The 20,666-nt window shown below is 61.6% G+C and carries 18 protein-coding genes; 9 read left to right on the top strand and 9 right to left on the bottom strand.

From position 1 onward, the window contains the following. Positions 1 to 16 precede the first annotated feature (16 nt). From AC07VV_RS16625 to AC07VV_RS16615, 3 genes are all read right to left on the bottom strand, one after another. A complete protein-coding gene (locus AC07VV_RS16625; RefSeq protein ID WP_065257771.1) occupies positions 17 to 229 on the bottom strand; it encodes a hypothetical protein in 213 nt (70 codons plus the stop codon). Positions 230 to 474: 245 nt separating this feature from the next. After that, positions 475 to 1,581 (bottom strand): agmatine deiminase, encoded by a 1,107-nt coding sequence (gene aguA, locus AC07VV_RS16620; protein WP_495036846.1) that lies wholly within the window; start codon positions 1,579 to 1,581, stop codon positions 475 to 477. Positions 1,582 to 1,760: 179 nt separating this feature from the next. After that, a complete protein-coding gene (locus AC07VV_RS16615) occupies positions 1,761 to 4,673 on the bottom strand; it encodes an aminotransferase (protein WP_495036845.1) in 2,913 nt (970 codons plus the stop codon). A 175-nt stretch (positions 4,674 to 4,848) separates the two neighbouring features. Here AC07VV_RS16615 and rfbC point away from each other — a divergent pair, with 175 nt between their 5' ends. The 4 genes from rfbC (at position 4,849) to AC07VV_RS16595 (ending at position 9,143) form a co-directional block, all read left to right on the top strand. Beyond that, positions 4,849 to 5,394, top strand: a complete 546-nt coding sequence (gene rfbC, locus AC07VV_RS16610; RefSeq protein WP_096821926.1) for a dTDP-4-dehydrorhamnose 3,5-epimerase — start codon at positions 4,849 to 4,851, stop codon at positions 5,392 to 5,394. 106 nt (positions 5,395 to 5,500) lie between these two features. Beyond that, positions 5,501 to 7,309 (top strand): sensor histidine kinase, encoded by a 1,809-nt coding sequence (locus AC07VV_RS16605; protein ID WP_096821985.1) that lies wholly within the window; start codon positions 5,501 to 5,503, stop codon positions 7,307 to 7,309. Next, complete coding sequence (locus AC07VV_RS16600; RefSeq protein WP_102620613.1) at positions 7,306 to 8,691, top strand: sigma-54-dependent transcriptional regulator; 1,386 nt, start codon at positions 7,306 to 7,308, stop codon at positions 8,689 to 8,691. The genes AC07VV_RS16605 and AC07VV_RS16600 overlap by 4 nt, the downstream gene beginning before the upstream one ends. Then, positions 8,688 to 9,143: a YiiD C-terminal domain-containing protein gene (locus tag AC07VV_RS16595; protein WP_102620612.1), complete on the top strand. Its 456-nt coding sequence runs from the start codon at positions 8,688 to 8,690 to the stop codon at positions 9,141 to 9,143. Before AC07VV_RS16600 ends, AC07VV_RS16595 begins: the two co-directional genes overlap by 4 nt. A 31-nt stretch (positions 9,144 to 9,174) precedes the next feature. Here the strand turns inward: AC07VV_RS16595 and cysQ are convergent, their stop codons facing one another. Both cysQ and nudE read right to left on the bottom strand, forming a co-directional pair. Continuing rightward, positions 9,175 to 10,002 (bottom strand): 3'(2'),5'-bisphosphate nucleotidase CysQ, encoded by an 828-nt coding sequence (cysQ, locus tag AC07VV_RS16590; RefSeq protein WP_495036844.1) that lies wholly within the window; start codon positions 10,000 to 10,002, stop codon positions 9,175 to 9,177. Between the two features lie 11 nt (positions 10,003 to 10,013). Then, complete coding sequence (nudE, locus tag AC07VV_RS16585) at positions 10,014 to 10,580, bottom strand: ADP compounds hydrolase NudE (protein ID WP_065257777.1); 567 nt, start codon at positions 10,578 to 10,580, stop codon at positions 10,014 to 10,016. An 88-nt stretch (positions 10,581 to 10,668) separates the two neighbouring features. On the opposite strand from nudE, the gene yrfG reads away from it, so the two are divergent. After that, a complete protein-coding gene (gene yrfG, locus AC07VV_RS16580) occupies positions 10,669 to 11,331 on the top strand; it encodes a GMP/IMP nucleotidase (protein ID WP_495036843.1) in 663 nt (220 codons plus the stop codon). A 41-nt stretch (positions 11,332 to 11,372) separates the two neighbouring features. On the opposite strand, the gene lysM is transcribed toward yrfG, so the two are convergent. After that, the gene (lysM, locus tag AC07VV_RS16575; RefSeq protein ID WP_495036842.1) at positions 11,373 to 11,813 is read right to left on the bottom strand and encodes a peptidoglycan-binding protein LysM; all 441 of its coding nucleotides are present in this window, start codon (positions 11,811 to 11,813) and stop codon (positions 11,373 to 11,375) included. 137 nt (positions 11,814 to 11,950) lie between these two features. Between lysM and AC07VV_RS16570 the strand changes: the two genes are divergently transcribed. From AC07VV_RS16570 to AC07VV_RS16555, 4 genes are all read left to right on the top strand, one after another. Continuing rightward, positions 11,951 to 12,838, top strand: a complete 888-nt coding sequence (locus AC07VV_RS16570; protein ID WP_495036841.1) for a LysR family transcriptional regulator — start codon at positions 11,951 to 11,953, stop codon at positions 12,836 to 12,838. 92 nt (positions 12,839 to 12,930) lie between these two features. Next, positions 12,931 to 13,770: a formate dehydrogenase accessory sulfurtransferase FdhD gene (gene fdhD, locus AC07VV_RS16565; RefSeq protein WP_007952649.1), complete on the top strand. Its 840-nt coding sequence runs from the start codon at positions 12,931 to 12,933 to the stop codon at positions 13,768 to 13,770. Then, entirely contained in the window at positions 13,767 to 16,115 is a 2,349-nt protein-coding gene (locus tag AC07VV_RS16560; RefSeq protein WP_096821920.1) for an FdhF/YdeP family oxidoreductase, read from the top strand. The genes fdhD and AC07VV_RS16560 overlap by 4 nt, the downstream gene beginning before the upstream one ends. Positions 16,116 to 16,325: 210 nt before the next feature. Then, entirely contained in the window at positions 16,326 to 16,805 is a 480-nt protein-coding gene (locus AC07VV_RS16555) for a glycine zipper domain-containing protein (RefSeq protein WP_248738654.1), read from the top strand. Between the two features lie 64 nt (positions 16,806 to 16,869). On the opposite strand, the gene AC07VV_RS16550 is transcribed toward AC07VV_RS16555, so the two are convergent. The 3 genes from AC07VV_RS16550 to AC07VV_RS16540 all read right to left on the bottom strand — a co-directional run bounded on the left by AC07VV_RS16550 (position 16,870) and on the right by AC07VV_RS16540 (position 20,595). Then, positions 16,870 to 17,301 carry an acyl-CoA thioesterase gene (locus tag AC07VV_RS16550; RefSeq protein WP_096821918.1) on the bottom strand — a complete coding sequence of 144 codons (432 nt, stop codon included), beginning with the start codon at positions 17,299 to 17,301 and terminating at the stop codon, positions 16,870 to 16,872. A 31-nt stretch (positions 17,302 to 17,332) separates the two neighbouring features. After that, positions 17,333 to 18,556, bottom strand: a complete 1,224-nt coding sequence (locus AC07VV_RS16545) for a 3-hydroxyacyl-CoA dehydrogenase (protein WP_495036840.1) — start codon at positions 18,554 to 18,556, stop codon at positions 17,333 to 17,335. Between the two features lie 110 nt (positions 18,557 to 18,666). After that, positions 18,667 to 20,595, bottom strand: a complete 1,929-nt coding sequence (locus AC07VV_RS16540; RefSeq protein ID WP_495036839.1) for a RecQ family ATP-dependent DNA helicase — start codon at positions 20,593 to 20,595, stop codon at positions 18,667 to 18,669. Positions 20,596 to 20,666 lie beyond the last annotated feature (71 nt).

Genomic DNA, 20,666 nt, shown 5'->3' with positions numbered 1-20,666 from the left:
ATCCTTGTTGTTCTGCTTATCCTTCCATCACATCCCACAACGCATCCAGTTCGGCCTCGCTGAACAGGCCAGCGGGGTAACGCTCGATCATCATCCGGCGCGGATCAGGTTCCCTGATCTGACGCGTTCCATTGGACTTCAACCAGTGCGCGACAATCTGGAGCGACTCACTATTTACAGCCATGGGATGCAACGTCCGCTCGCTGATTACGTTCACTTCGGCGTTCATTTCAGCGCTCTCTCCCCGTTCGTGAGCGGCTAAGTTATCCAAGGTTTATGACAGAACTGTTGAAGTTCTCCCCCCTCCCTAGTGCGTCATGAGCGATACAAGAGCTATGCCAATGTGTTGAAAATGCCGACAGGCGGATATAAAGAAACCCGCAGTCCTGACGGGCTGCGGGTTTCTCTTCAAGCGTGGGCAACAAATGACTGCCCGGTCGATTTTTCAATCAACTCAAGCTGTTACATCCGCACTCACTCTTTGTGCGGAGCGGGTTGCTGTTGGGTAAGGCAGTGAATATTGCCGCCCCCCAGTAACAGTTCGCGACCTGGCACCATCACCACTTCGTGTTGCGGGAACAGGTTCTGCAGGATTTCGCGGGCCGGGGCGTCCATCGGATCGTCGAAACTCGGCGCGATGATGCCGCCGTTGACGATCAGGAAGTTCACGTAGGAACCGGCCAGACGCACGCTCGGGTTACGTTCCTGAGTGCCGTCCACCGGGTCCACGCCCGCGCATTCTTCTTCGGTGGCAAACAACGGCCCCGGAATCGGCATCTTGTGCACCGTGAACGGGCGGCCCTTGGCGTCGGTGCTGCTTTCCAGCACTTTCATCGCAGCCTGGCAGCGCGGGTAGTTCGGATCCTGCGGATCGTCGGTCCATGCCAGCAGCACTTCGCCCGGACGCACGTAGCAGCAGAAGTTATCCACATGGCCGTCGGTTTCGTCGTTGAACAGGCCATCCGGCAGCCAGATGATCTTGTCCACGGACAGGTTTTCGCTGAGCACCGCTTCGATTTCTTCGCGGCCCAGGTGCGGGTTGCGATTGCGGTTGAGCAGGCATTCTTCGGTGGTGATCAGGGTGCCTTCGCCGTCGACGTGAATCGAGCCGCCCTCAAGCACGAAACCTTCGGTGCGGTAGCGTGGGCTGCGTTCGATCTCGAGGATCTTGCCGCCGACCTGGGAATCACGGTTCCACGGCGAATACAGGCCACCGTCAAAGCCGCCCCAGGCATTGAAGTCCCAGTTCACACCGCGCACTTCGCCGCTGTTGTTGATCACGAAGGTCGGGCCGCTGTCGCGTACCCAGGCGTCATCGCTGGACATCTCGACCACGCGGATATTCGGTACATCGAGGCGAGCGCGAGCGTTTTCGTACTGGCCGGAGGATACCGCCACGGTCACCGGTTCGAAACGCGCAATGGCCTTGGCCACCGCAGCGTGAGCGGCCTGCGCGGGCTTGCCGCCCAGACGCCAGTTGTCCGGACGCTCGGGCCAGATCATCCAGGTCTGGGTTTGCGGCGCCCATTCGGCCGGCATGTGGAAGCCATCGGCGCGTGGGGTACTTTTCAAGGTGGTCATGTCGATCAGGACTCCAGGGAACGGTCGAGGGTGTTCAACGCGCCGAACAGGTTTGGACGACGGACGATGGCGACTTTATAAACGATAAATATCGACTTTAAAAGCTAAAAACAAATAATGAGTTTTGTTTTTACCGATTAATACCGATAGAAATCGGCATTAATCGATCTATCACAGGCTCAGAGGCCTTCTTCCAGCACCTTCGACAGCATATCGACAAAGAAATCCACGCTCTGGCGCGAGGTGACCATCGGCGGTTTGATCTTGAGGATATTCAGGTCGTCGCCGGTCGGCTGCATGAAGATCCCCAGCGCTCGCAGGCGATCGCACAGCAGCGTGGTTTCTTCGGATGCCGGCTCCAGGGTCTGCCGATTGCGGATCAGTTCGACCCCCAGATAGAACCCCGAGCCATGCACCGCACCGACCAGCGGATGTTTATCGATCAATGCCTCCAGCCGCTGCTTGAAGTGCCCGCCGACCACCTGGGCGTTTTCCCAGAGTTTTTCTTCTTCCATCACATCGAGCACGGCCATGCCGATCTGGCAACTCACCGGACTGCCGCCGGCGGACGAGAAGAAGTAGCCCTCGGCTTCCAGCGCTTCGGCGATTTCCCGACGGGTGATCACGGCGCCCAAAGGCTGGCCGTTGCCCATGCCTTTGGCCATGGTGATGATGTCCGGCACCACGCCTTGCTCTTCGAAGCCCCAGAAGAAGTGGCCCATGCGCCCGTAACCGACCTGCACCTCGTCGGCGATGCACACGCCGCCCCGGGCGCGCACCAATTCATAGACTTTTTTCAGATAGCCCGGCGGCAACGAGATCCCACCCGCATTGCCGTAGACCGGCTCGCAGATGAACCCCGCCAGTTGGCGTTTCTGCTCGTCGATTTTGGCCAGGTTGTGTTCGACGCTGCGCACGTAGTCCGGCGCCGAATCAAGCCCACGGAATTCGCCGCGATAGATATTCGGCGCAGTCACCGGGTGCACCCAGTCCGGACGGCTGCTCAGGGCCTGCGGGTTGTCGGCAATCGAGGTCGACACTGCATCCGCGCCGACCGTCCAGCCGTGATAGGCCTCCAGCACGCTGATCATGTCGCGCCCGCCGCTGTAGGCCCACGCCAGACGGATTGCCAGATCATTGGCCTCGCTGCCGCTGTTGACCAGGAACACCCGGTCCATGCCTTCCGGCGCCAGTTTCAGCAAACGTTCGGAAAACTCCGCGACCGCCGCATAGTTGAAGCGCGAATTGGTGTTGAGCAACGACCACTGCCGGCTCGCGACTGCCGCCATGCGCGGATGACCGTGCCCGAGCACCGCGACGTTGTTGAGCATGTCGAGGTAGGAGCGGCCCTGCATGTCGATCAGGTGATTGCGCCAGCCGCGTTCGATGCGCGGCGGGTCGACGTAATAATGTTTCTGGGTGCGGGCGAAACTGGCATCACGGCGCGCCAGCAGGGTTTGCGCATCCAGTTCCGGCTCAGCGTCGCAGGCCAGGCCCAACAGCGCCGCTGGCGATGGCGACAGCGTCTGCCACGCCAGCGCGCGGGTCGGCGTGCAGAACAGCGGCGCCTCAAGGTGCGCATCGCGAATCAGTTGCACAATCAACGGACCGTCCACCGAACCCAGCACCTGACCTTTGACCAGCGCCGCGCCGCTGTGCAGCGACGGCGTCACGCCCCAAAGGCGCACGCTCAGTTGCGGGCCGTCGAGTCGCAGCGCGCCGTCAGCCGACAGATGCAGAACGCCCGCAAACGGCGCTTCCACCGTCGTACCCCGAGGTACACGCAACTCAACGTGCAGCGGGAATGTTTCTGGCTCCTCGGCGCTGTCAGGCCGGGTGCGGGACAAACGGTATTGCCCATATCGACTGGCGGCCAGACCGTGGATGGCGGCGGCCTCGTTCAACAGACGTTGATCAATACCCGATTGCTCCCAATTGCCCGCCTCGAAGTGCGCGCTCAACACACCCAGATCAATCAGCGCGAACTCGCGCCCGACCAAACCGGGCAACAACGGCGCGAAGCCTTCACTGTCGATGGCCGGCAACGTCCGTCCGACCGCCGAGAGAATCGCCGCCTCCATCAGCGCCAAAGGCACCGAAGTGGCGACCCGGAAGATTTCCCACTCATGAGTAAGGTTGTCGCGGCTGTAGGTATTGCCCGGATCAATGCTGACCTGTTGCTCGCCGCTGAGCACCAGCACCGCCGCGCGCGCCACAATCAGCGGCCACAGCGCCTGCAATTCTTCGTGTTGCAGCGGATTGACCGCGTGGTAGGCCTGCACTGCCGGCAGGATCACGAACGGATCGCCCCCGGCGTGATGCAGCAACGCCGCACAGGTGACCGACAGATCGGTGATACGCCAGGTACGAACCAGATCACCGAAATCGATGACGCCCTGCAGCTGCCAGTGCCGCCGGGCATCACGCTGCCAGACCACGTTGTCGTCGGTGATGTCCATGTGGATCGCCTGCACCGGCAGTTTTTCCAGCAACGGTTGCAGACGGCGCCCGGCCTGTTCGGCGGCCTCGGCGATCAGTGCGCGCTGGCGCTGATCCTCGATCACCGGCAGCAGATGCTCGATCAACGCGCTGGCGTGGCGCGCGTCCCACTGCAAGGTACGTTCGAGCCCCGGGTGGTCGAACCCGGCCAGGGCCAGGTCCATTTCACCGCAGAGCCGGCCGAATCCGGCGACGACTTCGTGGCCAAGATGATCGAGCGCCGTCAGCGGCTGGCCTTCGATGTAATCGAGCAACCGCACATGCACCGCCTCACCGTCGATCTCCAGTGACAGCAGGTCCTGGCCGTCATTGGCCGGGATGACCCGGGGAACATGGACATCGCAGTGTTCGGCCAAATATTTCAGGCCAGCATGCTGGGCCTGCAACTCCACCAGCGAATAGTCGCCCCGGCAGATTTTCAGCACGAATCGCCCGCGCTCGCTGTCCACGCGATAGTTGAGGTCCTGCTGGCTACCCAGTGCCTGCAACGTGCCGTTCAGCCCGTAATGCTGCGCCAGAACCTGCAACGCCTGCTCCGCAGTGACCTGTGGGCCTGGCAGACTGGCGCGATGAATCAACGTGGCGAACGACATGGAACGACCCCTGAAATTTTATTAGGCGCCTATATCGCCATTGCTTTGGACGATTCGCAACCCCTGCTCCGTCGGACGGGATCGCAAGTTCGGGCGAAATGTTTCAGACCACTCGCGCCCACCGGCACTTTGCGCAAGAATGTCGACCATTCACACCTCTCACTGGAAAAAACTCATGAATGTAATCGCTACCGATCTGCCCGGCGTTCTGATCATCGAACCCAAGGTGTTTGGTGACGAGCGTGGTTTCTTTTACGAAAGCTTTAATGCCAAGGCTTTTCAGGAAGCGACCGGTCTGGATACGCAATTCGTCCAGGACAACCATTCGCGCTCGCAGAAAGGCGTGCTGCGCGGCCTGCATTACCAACTGGAAAACACTCAGGGCAAACTGGTCCGTGTCACCGTTGGTGAAGTGCTCGACGTGGCGGTAGATATCCGCCGCAGCTCGCCGAACTTCGGCAAATGGGTCGCTGTACGGCTGTCGGCCGAAAACCATCGCCAGCTCTGGGTACCGGAAGGCTTCGCCCATGGTTTCGTGGTGTTGAGCGAATTCGCCGAGTTCCTCTACAAGACCACCAACTACTACACCCCGTCCGCGGAGCGCAGCATTCGCTGGAACGACCCGGACCTGGGCATCGACTGGCAGTTGGACGAAGAACCGAAACTGTCGGCCAAGGATCAGGCGGGTGCACTCCTCAAGGACGCCGACGTCTTTTCCTGAATGCCTGTGTGAAACTTCAGCGCTGCTGCGCACCCGACAACGGGTGCGCAGACTGCGCCTGCAAGCCTAGGCATAATGCGCCTGTATCCACAGGCGCTCGATGCTCATGACTCCGACCCTTCCCCGCCGCCCCCGCTGGCGCAGCCTCGCCCTGCTGGCCCTGTGCCTGGCCCCGCTGCTGTGGCCGCTGGAGCATCTCGCCGAGCGTTATTACCGCAGTGAACTGGCTGGCCAGAACCGCCAGACCCTCGACCTCTACGTCGCCAACCTGCTGGGCACTCTGCATCGTTACGAAGTGCTGCCACAGATCCTCGGCGACCTGCCGGCCCTGCGCGCGGTCGTCGGCGCGCCGGACGACGGTGTCACCCAGGGCAATGCCAACCGCCTGCTGAAGAACATCGCTTCCCAGACCGGCGCCGAAGTCATGTACCTGATGGACACCACTGGCCGAACGCTGGCGGCGTCGAACTGGGACAAGCACGACAGTTTCGTCGGGCGCAATTTCTCGTTCCGGCCCTACTTCAGCGAAGCCATGGCCGGACGCCTGGGCCGCTTCTTCGGCCTTGGCACCACCTCCGCCAAACGCGGCTATTTCTTCGCAGCCGCCGTGCGCAATGGCGAGAAAATCATCGGTGTGCTGGTGATCAAGGTCGACCTCGACCACACCGAAAGCCTGTGGGGCAAAACCCCGGAACAACTGCTGGTGACCGATCACAACGGCGTGGTCATTCTCACCTCGCGCCCGGAATGGCGCTTCCGCTCCACCCGTCCATTGAGTAACGACGAACGCTCGGCAATCACCGCGATCCAGCCGTACCCGACTCGCGAGCCGCGTCCATTGAACCTCAGCCCGACCGCCTGGCTGACCCAGACCCGGGACATCGAAGAAACCGGCTGGAGCGTCAGCATTCTTGCGCCGCGCACCCTGATCGACCGTCCGGTGCGCACCGTGGTGGCCGTCGGCGGCGCCACGTTGCTGGTGGTCATGCTGTTGCTCGGTCTGATGATGCAGCGCCGCCGCCATTACCTGGAACGGATCGCTTTCGAAGCCAAGGCGCGGCGGGAACTCGAAGGCCGGGTCGCCGAGCGCACCAGCGATCTGGAAGGACTCAACCGACGTCTGAAGCAGGAAGTGCTGGAGCGCGAACAGGCCCAGCAGGAACTGGTGCGGGCCCAGGACGATCTGGTGCAGGCCGGCAAACTGTCAGCGCTCGGGACGATGTCGGCGAGCATCAGCCATGAACTCAACCAGCCGCTGGCGGCGATCCGCAGTTACGCGGAAAACGCCGAAGTGCTGCTCGACCATCAACGCACCGACGATGCTCGCGGCAACCTCAAGTTGATCAGCGAGCTGACCGGGCGCATGGCGTCGATCATCGCTCACCTGCGCGCTTTCGCTCGCCGCGACCGCCACGCCCCGGAAAGCGTGGCCCTGCAACCGGCGCTGGACGATGCGCTGGCGCTGCTGGCCAAACGTCGCCGCAGCATGGATGTCGAACTGATCCGCGACCTGCCCGCCGCAACCTTGTGGGTCGAAGCCGGGGAAACCCGTCTGCGTCAGGTCCTCGGCAATCTGCTGGCCAACGCCCTGGATGCCCTGACTGAGAAAGGCCCGCCGCGTAAATTGTGGCTGAGTGCCGAATCCACGGGCGAGGGCGTCAATCTGTACATTCGCGACAACGGCCCGGGTTTCTGCATGGAAGCGCTGGGCCGCGCCAGCGAACCGTTTTACACCACCAAGACCCGCACTCAGGGCCTTGGTCTGGGGTTGGCCATCTGCGAAACCCTGATGCGCGCCTTCGGCGGCGAACTGTCGTTCGCCAACCACAAGCAAGGTGGCGCCTTGATCACCCTGAGGCTGCGCGCCGGCGCGCCCGGGGTCAGCCTGCAACCGTCCGAGGATCGAAGTGCATGACCATCGACAACCGCATTCAGGTGGTGCTGATCGACGACGATCCGCACCTGCGTCAGGCCCTGGGCCAGACGCTGGATCTGGCCGGCCTGAAAATCCTTCCGCTGTCCGAAGCCAAGGGCCTGGCCGCCCAACTGGAGCGCGACTGGCCGGGCGTGGTGGTCAGCGACATCCGCATGCCCGGCATGGACGGTCTTGAGTTATTGAGCGAACTGCACGCTCAGGACCCTGAGCTGCCCGTGCTGCTGATCACCGGCCACGGCGACGTGCCGCTGGCCGTGCAGGCCATGCGCGCCGGCGCCTACGACTTCCTCGAAAAACCGTTCGCCAGTGACGCCCTGCTCGACAGTGTGCGCCGCGCATTGGCCCTGCGGCGTCTGGTGCTGGACAACCGCAGCCTGCGCATGGCCCTGAGCGACCGCAACGAGCTGAGCGCGCGACTGGTCGGCCAGTCGGCCCCGATGGCGCGCCTGCGCGAGCAGATCGGCGCACTCGCCGCGACCAAGGCCGACGTCTTGATCCTCGGCGAAACCGGTGCAGGTAAAGAAGTCGTCGCCCGCGCGCTGCACGACCTGTCGAGCCGGCGCAACGGCCCGTTCGTGGCGATCAACGCCGGGGCACTGGCCGAGTCGGTGGTCGAAAGCGAGCTGTTCGGCCATGAGCCCGGCGCGTTCACCGGTGCGCAAAAGCGTCGGATCGGCAAGTTCGAATTCGCCAATGGCGGCACGTTGTTCCTCGATGAAATCGAGAGCATGAGCATGGACGTACAGGTCAAACTGCTGCGCATGCTGCAGGAGCGAGTCGTCGAACGGCTGGGCGGCAATCAGTTGATCCCGCTGGATATCCGTGTCATCGCGGCCACCAAGGAAGACCTGCGTCAGGCCGCCGATCAAGGGCGGTTCCGGGCCGACTTGTATTACCGCCTCAATGTAGCGCCGCTACGTATCCCGCCATTACGCGAACGGGGCGAAGACGCGCTGGTGCTGTTCCAGCACTATGCCGACGAAGCCAGCGCCCGCCACGGTTTGCCACCGCATGAACTGCAACCGGCGCAACGGGCATTGCTGCTGCGTCACTCATGGCCGGGAAATGTGCGGGAATTGCAGAACGCGGCAGAGCGTTTCGCCCTTGGCCTGGAGCTGGCGCTGGACAACACTCAGCCTGACGGCAGCAGCACCGCCATCGAGGTCACCAGCGGTGGCCTCAGTGAACAGGTGGAGAATTTCGAGAAGTCATTGATCGCCGCCGAACTGGCCCGTTCGCACAGCTCGGTGCGCAGCCTTGCCGAAGCCCTGGGCATTCCGCGCAAGACCCTGCACGACAAACTGCGCAAGCACGGACTGAACTTCGCCGATAGCAGCAGCCATGGAGACGAATCCGAATGAATCGCGACAGCCGCTATCTGGAATCCGTCCTCCATCACGACATCCCGTTGACCCGGGACATGGGCCTGAAAGTGCTCGACTGGCAGGAACAGCAACTGCGTCTGCATTTGCCGCTGGAAGCCAACGTCAATCACAAGAGCACCATGTTCGGCGGCAGTCTGTATTGCGGCGCGGTGCTGGCCGGTTGGGGCTGGCTGCATCTGCGCTTGAAGGAAGAAGGCATCACCGACGGACACATCGTGATCCAGGAAGGACAGATCAGTTATCCGCTGCCGGTGACCGGCGATGCCAACGCCATCTGCGCGGCGCCGAATGCGGCCGTGTGGAAGAAATTTCTGACGATGTATCAGCGCTACGGACGGGCACGATTGACGCTGCATACGCGAGTCGTCAATGCGGGGAGCGATGAGGATGCGGTGACCTTCAGCGGGCAGTACGTTCTGCACCGCTGAAGGCTGAGCGTTCCCGAGTCCGGGAACGCGCTTACGAACGGGCCAGTTCCAGCAACTTCGAACGCCACGCCGCTTTCGCCGGCAGCGCCAGAAAGAACGCGTTGCGCAACGATTCCCGCGGTGGATAACAGAACGCATCACCGTTCAAATCCAGCACCTCGCCACCGGCACCTTCCAGCACACCCTGAGCCGCCGCCGTGTCCCACTGGGACGTCGGCGCCAGTCGTGGATAACAATCCGCCGCACCTTCGGCCACCAGACAGAACTTCAGCGAACTGCCGATATTGGCCAATTGCAGCTCGCCAAGGCTTGCGCTCAAACCGGCCAGCAAGCGTTCCTGTTCCGGGCTCGAATGACGGCGGCTGGCAACCACAGTGAAGGCTTCGCCAGGCCCCGGCACGTCACGAACCTGAATCGCCACCGGCGTGCCGCCCGTGTCGCCACGCCAGGCACCGAGCCCCGCACCGCCAACGTAGAAACGCCCATTGGTCGGCATCGATACCACGCCAAAGACCACCCGGCCATTTTCGATCAGGGCAATGTTGACGGTGAACTCTTCGCTGCCGCTGATGAATTCCTTGGTGCCATCCAGCGGATCCACCAGCCACCAGCGCTGCCAGCCGGCACGCACGCTTTGCGGGATGTTGGCGTCCTCTTCGGACAACACCGGGATGCTCGGATCCAGGGCGGTCAGGCCGGCGACGATCACATGGTGCGCGGCGATATCCGCAGCGGTTACCGGCGAATCATCGGACTTGGCGGTCACCGCCACATCAGCGCGCCAGAACGGCAGAATCGCCTCGCCGGCCCGCAGCGCCAGTTCAACCACCAGCGCCATCAACGGATGGGAAAAACTCATAGACATCTCACTCATGACTGGAAAAAACCGCGCTGGGTCAGCAGATCGCGGGCCAGGTACAACGCCGCCAAGGCACGACCTTCGGAAAACTGCGGATTTTGCGCCAATGAAGAGAGATCCCGCAGGTTGACCTTGTCCACCCGCATCGGCTCCGGCTCGTCGCCTTCCAGTCGCTCCTCATACAGATCGCTGGCAAGCACCACCTGGATTTTCTGGCTCATGTAGCCCGGGGACAACGACAACTCGGTCAGGTGTTCCAATTGCCGGGCACCAAAGCCCGCCTCTTCCTTGAGCTCACGCTCGGCCGCCGCCAGCACATCCTCGCCCGGCTCGATCAAGCCTTTGGGCAGGGACAATTCGTACTCGTCGGTACCGCCGCAGTATTCCTCGACCAGCACTGCGTGCTCGGCATCGAGCATGGCCACAATCATCACCGCGCCGTAACCGGCGCCCTTGCCCACCAGCCGCTCGTAGGTGCGCTCCACGCCGTTGGAAAAGCGCAGTTTCAGCTCTTCCACGCAGAACAGACGACTGGTGGCGACGATTTCGCGGGCAAGTACGGTTGGTTTCTGGCGCATGCAAAGCTCCTTGGCGTGAACGCGCTACTATAACGCGGCTTTTCCGATTGTTTGCGTCGGATATCTTTCTACCGTTCGAGACGTTGCCATGCCTTCATTACCGTGGTCCGACATCGATACCGTTCTGCTCGACATGGACGGCACGTTGCTGGATCTGCACTTCGACAACCATTTCTGGCTGGAACACTTGCCGCAGCGCTACGCCGAACTGCATGGCGTGAGCCGGGCCATGGCGGAAATGGAATTGCAGCCGTTGTTCGAACGTCATGCCGGTCAATTGCAGTGGTATTGCCTGGACTTCTGGAGCACGGAATTGAAGCTGTCGGTGCGCGAGCTGAAGCTGGAAACCGCCCACCTGATTGCCCTGCGCCCGGACGCCGACACTTTTCTGGCCGCGATCAAACGGGCCGGTAAACGCGTGGTGATGATCACCAACGCGCACCGCGATTCGCTGTCGCTGAAACTGGAACGGGTTGAACTGGCGCCGTACTTCGAGCGGCTGATCAGCTCCCACGATTACGGCTTTCCCAAGGAGAACCCGCAGTTCTGGGATGCCTTGCAGGCCGATATCGGTTTCGACCCGGCGCGCAGCCTGTTCATCGACGACACCCTGCCGATCCTGCGCAGTGCACGGGACTTTGGTGTGGCGCATCTGTTGGCCGTAAAGGAACCGGATAGTTGCAAGGGACCGAAGGACACGGCGGAGTTTGTCGCAGTCGAAGATTATCGGGACTTGATAGCAGGACTCTGAACGTTGCAGGAGCTGCCGAGGCAGCTCCTGCAAGTCTGTTGTTACTCAGGAATACGCAGCGTCTGCCCCGGATAGATCTTGTTCACGTCCTTGAGCAGCGGCTTGTTGGCCTCGAAAATCTTGTTGTACTGGTTGGCATTGCCATACACCGCCAGGGAAATCGCGCTGAGGGTGTCGCCCTTTTTCACCACCACGAAACGTGCGGCAGTCACCACCGGCCCAGTGACTGTGATCTGGTCATCGACACTGCCGACGCCTTCAATATTGCCCACCGCCAGCAGAATCTTCTCTTTCTCTTCCTGGCTCGCCACCTCGCCGGTGACCGTCACCTTGTCGCCATCCACCGTCGCCTGAACATTCGGGTTACCCAACCCGACCTTGCTGATGTGTTCCTTCAATTGCTCGCTGGCATTGGCGTTACCGGGGGTCAGCAGGTCGATCAGCTTCTCACCGGCCTCTTTTACAAAGCTCAAAAGACTCATAGCGCACACTCCTTGATTTAAGTTCCAGACGCCCAAGCCTAGACCACCACAAACCAACCCGGTTCCAGACCGACCAATGACCCTGTCGCCGCGCAAGCGGTAGAATCGCCCACCCTTGCCAGCGCCCCGGAGCGAAGATGGACATCAAGCAGCTGAAATTCCTCATCGCCCTCGACGAAACCCGCCATTTCGGCCAGGCCGCCGCCCGCTGCCACATCACCCAGCCGACTCTATCAATGCGCCTGCGCAGCCTCGAAGAAGAACTCGATCTGCCGCTGGTCAATCGCGGCCAGCGCTTCGAAGGTTTCACCGCGCCAGGTGAGCGAGTGCTGGCCTGGGCGCGTACGGTGCTGGCGGCTTACGACGGCTTGCAAGCGGAAGCGGCAGCCTGTCGCGGCAACCTGATCGGCACCTTGCGCCTGGGAGTGGTGCCGCTGTCGAGTTTTGATCCGCTGCCGTTGATGCAACGCCTGCACGCTGCACACCCGGAACTGCGCTTCGAATTGTCGGCACTGAGTTCGGAGCAGATCCTCGAACAACTGGCGGACAACCGGATCGACATCGGCGTCTCGTATCTGGACCGCCTCGATAACGAACGTTTCGAATCCCTGGCGTTCGACGAAACCCGCATGGGCCTGCTTTACGACCAGCGCTCCTTCAGCTTCGGCGATGCACCACTGAGCTGGCAGGCGCTGATCGAACTGCCGCTGGGCATGCTCACCAGCGGCATGCACTTTCGCCAGTCCATCGACCACAACTTCCACAGCCGTGGCCTGACACCGCGGCCACTGTTGCAGACCGACGCCGTGCATCAATTGTTACAAGCTGTGCACGGCGGATTCTGCTGCGCGATCATGCCACTGGACGGCGGCCTCGAACGCCTCACCGATCACCTGCGCCTGCAACCGATCGAAAACGCCCAGACCCTCGCCCGGCTGGGCCTGATCATGCGCCGCGGCGCCCCGCGCTCGGCACTGGCCGAGGCCTGTTTCGCGCTGTATCAGAAATCGCCAGCGGCCGCTTGATCGACGGCATCTATCGATAGATCGACACTAGCGATTAGACGCGACAAGTTGCCGCGCCTAGTCTTAACGTTGATCAATCCGTCGGTGATGCCATGAACGCCAAGCGCCCGGCCTGCGCGGCGCCTGCACTCGAAACGCCCGCGCCCGCCGCCAGTCAGACCTACAGCTACAGCGACCTGCCCCTGGCGGAGTCGGCCAGCACCGCGCTGGCCGAGGAAGTCGCCTTGGCGATTGCCTACAACGGCATCAGCCAGGCCGTGATGCTGGTGACGCCAACCGACCTCGAAGACTTCATCGTCGGCTTCAGCCTGGGCAGCGGCATCATCGAAGACGCCTCGGACATCTACGACCTGCAACTGACCGGTTCGGGCTCGGCGCAATACGCCCAGGTGACCATCGCCAACCGCGCCTTCTGGAATCTCAAGCAGCAGCGTCGGCAACTGGCCGGCACCAGCGGTTGCGGGCTGTGCGGCGTAGAAGCGGTGGAACAGGCGCTGCCCGATCTCAAGGTCTTGCCCGGCGCTCCTTTGCCGCCGATTGAATGGCTCGACGGTTTGCGCCAGCGCATCGGTGCGTTCCAGCCGCTGGGCCAGCATTGCGGAGCGGTGCACGCGGCGGTATTCATGAACGCCAGCGGTGAATTGCTGCTGGGCCGCGAAGACATCGGCCGGCACAACGCCCTCGACAAACTGATCGGCGGCCTGATCCGGCAAAAGATATCCACAGCCGGCGGCCTGGCGATTGTCACCAGCCGTTGCAGCCTCGAATTGATCCAGAAAGTCCTGCGCGCCGGGATCCAGACCCTCGTCAGTCTGTCCGCGCCCACCGGCCTCGCCGTGCAATGGGCCCGCCGCCACAACCTCAATCTCATCCACCTGCCGCAGAAAAACGCGCCGCGGGTGTATAGCCCAGAAATGGAGAAACACTCGTGAGCCAACACCATCAAGCCGACCAGAAACCCGTCCCGCGCTACAAGCCCTACAAGGGCGCAGCCGGCGGCTGGGGCGCATTGATCAGCGTGGCCCAGGCCTGGTTGACCAGTGACAACGCGCTGAAGAACCTGCGCATGATGCTCAAGACCAACCAGAACGGCGGCTTCGACTGCCCGGGCTGCGCGTGGGGCGACTCGCCGGAAAGCGGCATGGTCAAGTTCTGCGAGAACGGCGCCAAAGCGGTGAACTGGGAAGCGACCAAACGTCGGGTGGACGGCAAGTTCTTCGCCAAACACAGCGTCACCTCGCTGCTGGAGCAGAGCGACTACTGGCTCGAATATCAGGGTCGTCTGACCGAGCCGGTCGTGTATGACGCCGAAACCGATCGCTACAAGCCGATCAGCTGGGACGATGCCTACGCGCTGATCGGCAAGCACCTGCAAGCCCTGCCGAGTCCGGACCTGGCCGAGTTCTACACCTCGGGCCGCGCCAGCAATGAAGCCGCCTACCTGTATCAACTGTTCGTGCGCGCTTACGGCACCAACAATTTCCCCGACTGCTCGAACATGTGCCACGAAGCCAGCGGCGTGGCGCTGGCGCAAAGCGTCGGTGTCGGCAAAGGCACCGTGACCTTCGACGACTTCGAACACGCCGATGCGATTTTCGTCTGGGGCCAGAACCCCGGCACCAACCACCCGCGCATGCTCGAACCGCTGCGTGAAGCGGTGAAACGCGGCGCTCAGGTGGTGTGTATCAACCCGCTTAAAGAGCGTGGCCTGGAACGCTTCCAGCATCCGCAGCACCCGATCGAAATGCTCACCAACGGCGACAAGCCGACCAACACCGCGTACTTCCGCCCGGCATTGGGCGGTGACATGGCGGTGCTGCGCGGCATGGCCAAGTTCCTGCTGCAATGGGAACGCGATGCTCAGAAGGCCGGTGCGCCGGCGGTGTTCGATCACGACTTCCTCAATGAACACAGCGTCAACGTGCTGGAATATCTCGGTGTCGTCGATGACACGCCGTGGGAGCAGATCGTTGCGCAGTCCGGCCTGACGCTGGTTGAAATCGAGCAAGCGGCGCGCATGTACGCCAAGGGCAAGAACGTGATCATGTGCTGGGCGATGGGCATCACCCAGCACCGCCATTCGGTACCGACCATTCAGGAAATCGCCAACCTGATGCTGCTGCGCGGCAACATCGGCAAGCCCGGCGCCGGTCTGTGCCCGGTGCGCGGCCACAGTAACGTGCAGGGCGACCGCACCATGGGCATCAACGAGCGTCCGCCGGTGGCGTTTCTCGACTCCCTGGAGCGTCGCTTCCAGTTCAAGGTGCCGCGCCACAACGGGCACAACGTGGTCGAAGCGATCCATGCGATGGCCGAAGGTCGGGCCAAAGTGTTTATCGGTCTGGGCGGCAACTTTGCCCAGGCCACACCGGACAGCCCGCGCACCTTCCAGGCCCTGCGCAACTGCGACCTGACCGTGCAGATCAGCACCAAGCTCAATCGCAGCCACCTGGCCCACGGCAAAGACGCATTGATCCTGCCGTGCCTGGGTCGTACCGACATCGACATCCAGACCGAAGGCCCGCAGGCCGTCACCGTGGAAGACTCGTTCAGCATGGTGCACGCCTCCAACGGCCAGTTGCAGCCGCTGTCGAACCAGATGCGCTCGGAGCCGTCGATCATTGCCGGCATTGCCGCCGCGACCCTGGGCAGCAAACCGGTGGACTGGAACTGGCTGGTGGCCGATTACCGGCGCATCCGCGAGCTGATCGCCGACACCATTCCGGGCTTCAAGGACTTCAACGAGAAGGTCAAGAACCCGGGCGGTTTCTACCTCGGCAACAGTGCCGGTGCACGCAAGTGGAACACCACGTCGGGCCGGGCCAACTTCAAGCCGAACATGCTGCCCAAGGACCTGATCCACGAGCGCACTCGCGCCACCGGCCAACTGCCGGATCTGATCTTGCAATCGATGCGCTCCCACGATCAGTACAACACCACGATTTATGGTCTCGACGATCGTTATCGCGGGGTGAAGGGACAGCGTGACGTGCTGTTCGCCAACGAGGCGGACATCATCCGTCTGGGCTTCAAGCCTGGGCAGAAGGCTGACATCGTGTCGCTGTGGGACGATGGCCGTGAGCGTCGCGTGAAAGGCTTCACACTACTGGCGTTCGATATTCCGGCGGGACAAGCGGCGGCTTATTACCCTGAGGTGAACCCGCTGGTGCCGCTCGAAAGCACCGGGGACGGCAGCCATACGCCGACGTCGAAGTTCATCGCGATCCGGTTGGAAGCGGCGAGCGAGACAGGGCTGATCATGGCCAGGTCGGCCTGACACCAAACTTTTCAGCGCCCACAAAAAAGGCCGCTTTTGTATAAAAGCGGCCTTTGTGAAGTAGCTAAAGACCGGCCAAAATCAGTTAAGTTCCGCCCAAAAATCAGCAACTTGCATAATTGTATACAAGTCGTGTTATTCGTCGGATTTCGATTGTCAGCCTTGTTACACAGCCTCAGGATCGCGCCGTCATCCCTTTGAGGCTCCTCTATGAAGTTCTCCCAGATTCTCTTGTTGTCCCTTGGCCTGGTCAGTGGCTTCGCTTCTGCCGGAGGCACCACCGAAGCAGGTGTGGGCGGCGCATTGGGCGGGGTTCTTGGCTCGGTCGTCGGTCAGTCTTTAGGCGGCAGCACAGGTTCAACCATTGGCGCGGCCCTGGGCGGCGCGGGTGGTAGCGCGGTGGGCGCCAACAAACACAGCCGTGGCGAAGCGGCCATTGGCGGTGCGTTGGGCGCAGCCGGCGGTAACGTGGTTGGCCGCAGCATGGGCGGCACCACCGGCAGCCTGATTGGCGCCGCAGCGGGTGGCGGCGCCGGTGGCGCGCTGGGGAACTACATGGGCAACGAGAGTAATCGCGAAGACCGCAATTACGATCGCGGCCGTGACCGTGGTCGCTACTACCGCGACGACCACCGTGGTCGTGGCCACGCCTATGGCCATCGCAAGCATCACCGCTACTACCGCGACTGAGGCTTGACCTCATTGCCGGTACAGCCAGATCGCAGCTCCCCCGAGCTGCGATTTTTTTTGCCTGTCAAACCGCCAGCCGTTCCAGCGCTCCGCGTAACCCCGCAGGGATCGCCACCGGCTGATTCGATGCACGATCAACGAACACATGCACGAAACGCCCCGCCGCACAGGCTTCATGCTCGCCAGCCTTGAACACAGCCAGCTCGTATTGCACTGAACTGTTGCCCAGTTTGCCAACCCGCAAGCCAACTTCGATCAAGTCCGGGAATGCAATCGAGGCGAAGTAATCGCAAGACGAACTCACCACAAACCCCACCACCTCCCCATCGTGGATATCCAGGCCACCCACCTGAATCAGGTAGGTGTTCACGGCCGTATCGAAAAAGCTGTAGTAGGTGACGTTGTTGACGTGGCCGTAGGCATCGTTGTCATGCCAGCGCGTGGTGATCGGCTGGAAATGTGGGTAATCGGCGCGTTGCGGCATCGGGTTGGACATCAGTGTCGATTCCTTGAGTGATCGGCCCAGTCTAAAGGTAAAAACCTTTGCCTCGTGCCGCCAGCTCGCCAATCAGTTGCGCCGGCCGCCATTGATCACCCTGTCGTGTTTCCAGCGCCAGCAGCCGCTTGTGAATGTCTGCCAGCCCCTGATCGTCCGCCCAGGCCATCGGCCCGCCTCTCTCAGCCGGGAAGCCGTAGCCATACAGGTACACCTGATCGATGTCATGCGCCGACTCGGCAATCCCTTCCTGCAGAATTTTCGCGCCCTCGTTGACCAGCGCCAGAAGACAGCGCTCAAGGATCTCCTCAGATCCGATCTCACGGCGATGAAACCCCAGACCTTCACTGACGCTCAACACCAGTGCATCCACCTCGGGATCATGTTCGGCCTGACGACTGCCCGGTTCGTAGTGGTAGTAACCATTGCCAGACTTCTGCCCGAACCGACCCAACTCGCACAAGCGGTTATCCACCTGAACCTCTGGAGCATCCTGGCCCTTGCCGGCCAGCTCACGAGCACGCCACTCAAGATCGATGCCGACCACGTCGTACATGCGAAACGGCCCCATGGCAAAACCGAAGCCCTGCAATATTGCGTCGATCTGCTGCGGCCAGGCCCCCTCAAGCAGCATCTTGCGCGCCTCGAGCACGTAAGGATGGAGCATGCGATTGCCGATGAATCCGTGGCAGTTGCCCGACACCACACTGACCTTGCCCATACGCTTGCCCAGCTCGAGTGCAGCCTCAAGCACGGCTGGCGAGGTTTGCGCACCACGGACGATTTCCAGCAATTTCATGATGTGCGCCGGGCTGAAGAAATGCAGACCCAGCACTTGCGTCGGCCGTCGTGTCGCGGCGGCAATCGCATCGATGTCCAGTGCCGAAGTGTTGCTTGCCAGCAGGGCTTCGGGTTTCAGCAAGCCATCGAGCTCACGGAAGATCTTCTGCTTGAGTTCGAGATTCTCGTACACCGCTTCGATCACCAGGTCGACATTGCGGATCGCCACATAATCCGCCGCCGCACTGATCCGGCCGATTCGCGCATCGGCCTCGGCCTGATCGATCCGCCCCTGACGCACGTTGTGCGCATAGGTATCGGCCACCGTCTTCAGCGCCTGCTCAAGCATTTGTGGATTGTTATCGACCCATTGCACTGACACGCCGGCGTTGGCCAGGCACATGACAATGCCACGCCCCATGGTGCCGGCGCCGATCACGGCGGCCTGCCGAATTTCGAAGGATGTCTGGCTCATTGTTGTTCTCTTGTTGGAGATCCAAAGACAGCCTTCACCATAGTCAGCCAACGGGTATTTTTGAAGTTTATTGCTGTGATGATCGACATTCAGCAAATGGATTCAATGCTTCAGAGATGCGCCTGAGCCCAAGCCCGCACGTCTGCGTAGGGATACGCCTCCAGCGCCGCATACCCGGAAATGGTCCGCGCCTTGAGCTTGGTGAACAGCGGCACACTGATCCCGCACAGAAAACGCGTCAGCCGCTCCGCTGAAGGCGCACTGCCTGTCTGCTGCTCATGCCTGTGGATAAAATCGCCGCACAACGCCGGGAAACTTTTATCCACAAGCGCCGGCAATTCCGGAGGCGCCGGGAGCCGGGCAATCTGCCCGTGACACACCGAGCAATGCCCGCACTGCTCGGGGGCATTGTGATCACCAAAGTACTCCGCCAGTCGATAGCCCAGGCACCGCTCGGTGGCGAACAATTCGAGCATGGCGTGAATCCGCGCCACTTCGGTCTGTTCGTGGCGGGAGAAGTATTCATGCAACTCGCTACTCAAGACCTGGCTGTCGAAGGCACTGTGAAGAACGTTGTAGACCTCGGTCATCTGTTTGCTTTCCAGCTCGACCCAGCCTTTCTCCTGGAAGTAATCCAGCGCCTTCACCACACGATTGCGCTCGGCCGAATACTGCGTGTACATCGCCTCGAAATTCACCGTGGCCCAGGTCCGCGCGCGGCTCGAAGTCTGGATGATCGCCGCGACGAAATCCCTTCGCTCACCCTCGAAACGCTCAAGCAACGCCTCGGGTTCCAGCAGGTACTTGAAACGGTATTCGGCGTAGTACGCGTAGCGCGGGGCAATCAACCCTCGCAGCTCCAGTTGCACCAGCAACGTCTTCAATGGCAGCGCACGAATGTTGCTCTGATCCGCCAGCGGCCCGAGCAAAAACTCCCACTGACCCTCAGGCGCAGCGGCCTGCAACTCGTCCAGCACATGACGAATGCCGTCGCGCTCCGGCGTGTCGCCGTACACGAAGTTTTCCAGCACATTGAGGCTGTCGCGGTTGGCCAGCACCAGGCAGTCGGATGGTTGCCCGTCACGCCCGGCACGACCGATTTCCTGGCTGTAGTTTTCGATGGATTTGGGCAGGTCGAAATGCACCACATTGCGGATGTCACTCTTGTCGATGCCCATGCCGAATGCGATGGTCGCGACGATGCAATTGGACTGCCCGCCCATGAAGCGCTTCTGGATCGCTTCCCGTTGTTCGTGGGGCAGCCCGGCGTGATAAGCCTCGGCCTGAATGCCATTGCGCCCCAGATGTTCGGCGATGTGCTCGGCGGTTTTCTGCAGGGTGACGTAGACGATGCTCGGCTGACCCGCACGCTCGGTCATCCACTGCACCAGCCGTCGACGCTTGTCCTCACCACGCACCGGCTCGACCAGCAGATTGAGGTTGGGCCGATAGAAACCGGTGGTCACCACATCCTCGGCAGCGATGGCGAATTTCACCTGCATGTCGGCGATGACTTTCGGCGTTGCCGTGGCGGTCAGCAGTAAGGTTTGCGGGATATTGAACTGGCGCTGGTAGTCCGGCAGCTTGAGGTAGTCGGGCCGGAAGTTGTGGCCCCATTCGGAGATGCAGTGCGCCTCATCCACCACCAGCAGCGAGATCGGCACCTGCTGCAAAAAGTTGCGAAAGCGCTCGTTCTTCAAGCGCTCCACGGAAATCATCAGGATCTTCAGTTCGCCCGAACGGGCACGGGCCATCACATCATTGGCGTCTTCGCGACTCTGTGCAGAATCGATGCTGCCTGCGGAAATGCCATGACGACGCAAGAACTCAAGCTGATCCTGCATCAGCGCGAGCAACGGCGAGACCACCAGCGTCAGGTGTGGCAGCAGGAGAGCCGGCACCTGGTAGCAAAGGGATTTGCCGGAGCCCGTGGGGAAAATCGCCGCCGCCGAACGCCCGGCGAGCACGGCGCTGATTGCCGCTTCCTGACCGGGTCGAAACTGTGGATAACCGAAAACCTGTTCCAGGGTGTTGTGCATTCGCTGTCACTCCGTTGACCGCTGTGATGCCAACAGCCTAGCGGGCGCTCGCAGCGAGTCGAGAAAAGGTC

The sequence above is a fragment of the Pseudomonas sp. GW821-FHT02C04 genome (assembly GCF_059421845.1).
This window is presented reverse-complemented; position numbering and strand designations above follow the sequence as displayed.

Coding starts and splice junctions, on each gene's coding strand:
- AC07VV_RS16625 (WP_065257771.1), bottom strand. CDS start 229: ATGAACGCCGAAGTGAACGTAATCAGCGAGCGGACGTTGCATCCCATG.
- aguA (WP_495036846.1), bottom strand. CDS start 1,581: ATGACCACCTTGAAAAGTACCCCACGCGCCGATGGCTTCCACATGCCG.
- AC07VV_RS16615 (WP_495036845.1), bottom strand. CDS start 4,673: ATGTCGTTCGCCACGTTGATTCATCGCGCCAGTCTGCCAGGCCCACAG.
- rfbC (WP_096821926.1), top strand. CDS start 4,849: ATGAATGTAATCGCTACCGATCTGCCCGGCGTTCTGATCATCGAACCC.
- AC07VV_RS16605 (WP_096821985.1), top strand. CDS start 5,501: ATGACTCCGACCCTTCCCCGCCGCCCCCGCTGGCGCAGCCTCGCCCTG.
- AC07VV_RS16600 (WP_102620613.1), top strand. CDS start 7,306: ATGACCATCGACAACCGCATTCAGGTGGTGCTGATCGACGACGATCCG.
- AC07VV_RS16595 (WP_102620612.1), top strand. CDS start 8,688: ATGAATCGCGACAGCCGCTATCTGGAATCCGTCCTCCATCACGACATC.
- cysQ (WP_495036844.1), bottom strand. CDS start 10,002: ATGAGTTTTTCCCATCCGTTGATGGCGCTGGTGGTTGAACTGGCGCTG.
- nudE (WP_065257777.1), bottom strand. CDS start 10,580: ATGCGCCAGAAACCAACCGTACTTGCCCGCGAAATCGTCGCCACCAGT.
- yrfG (WP_495036843.1), top strand. CDS start 10,669: ATGCCTTCATTACCGTGGTCCGACATCGATACCGTTCTGCTCGACATG.
- lysM (WP_495036842.1), bottom strand. CDS start 11,813: ATGAGTCTTTTGAGCTTTGTAAAAGAGGCCGGTGAGAAGCTGATCGAC.
- AC07VV_RS16570 (WP_495036841.1), top strand. CDS start 11,951: ATGGACATCAAGCAGCTGAAATTCCTCATCGCCCTCGACGAAACCCGC.
- fdhD (WP_007952649.1), top strand. CDS start 12,931: ATGAACGCCAAGCGCCCGGCCTGCGCGGCGCCTGCACTCGAAACGCCC.
- AC07VV_RS16555 (WP_248738654.1), top strand. CDS start 16,326: ATGAAGTTCTCCCAGATTCTCTTGTTGTCCCTTGGCCTGGTCAGTGGC.
- AC07VV_RS16550 (WP_096821918.1), bottom strand. CDS start 17,301: ATGTCCAACCCGATGCCGCAACGCGCCGATTACCCACATTTCCAGCCG.
- AC07VV_RS16545 (WP_495036840.1), bottom strand. CDS start 18,556: ATGAGCCAGACATCCTTCGAAATTCGGCAGGCCGCCGTGATCGGCGCC.
- AC07VV_RS16540 (WP_495036839.1), bottom strand. CDS start 20,595: ATGCACAACACCCTGGAACAGGTTTTCGGTTATCCACAGTTTCGACCC.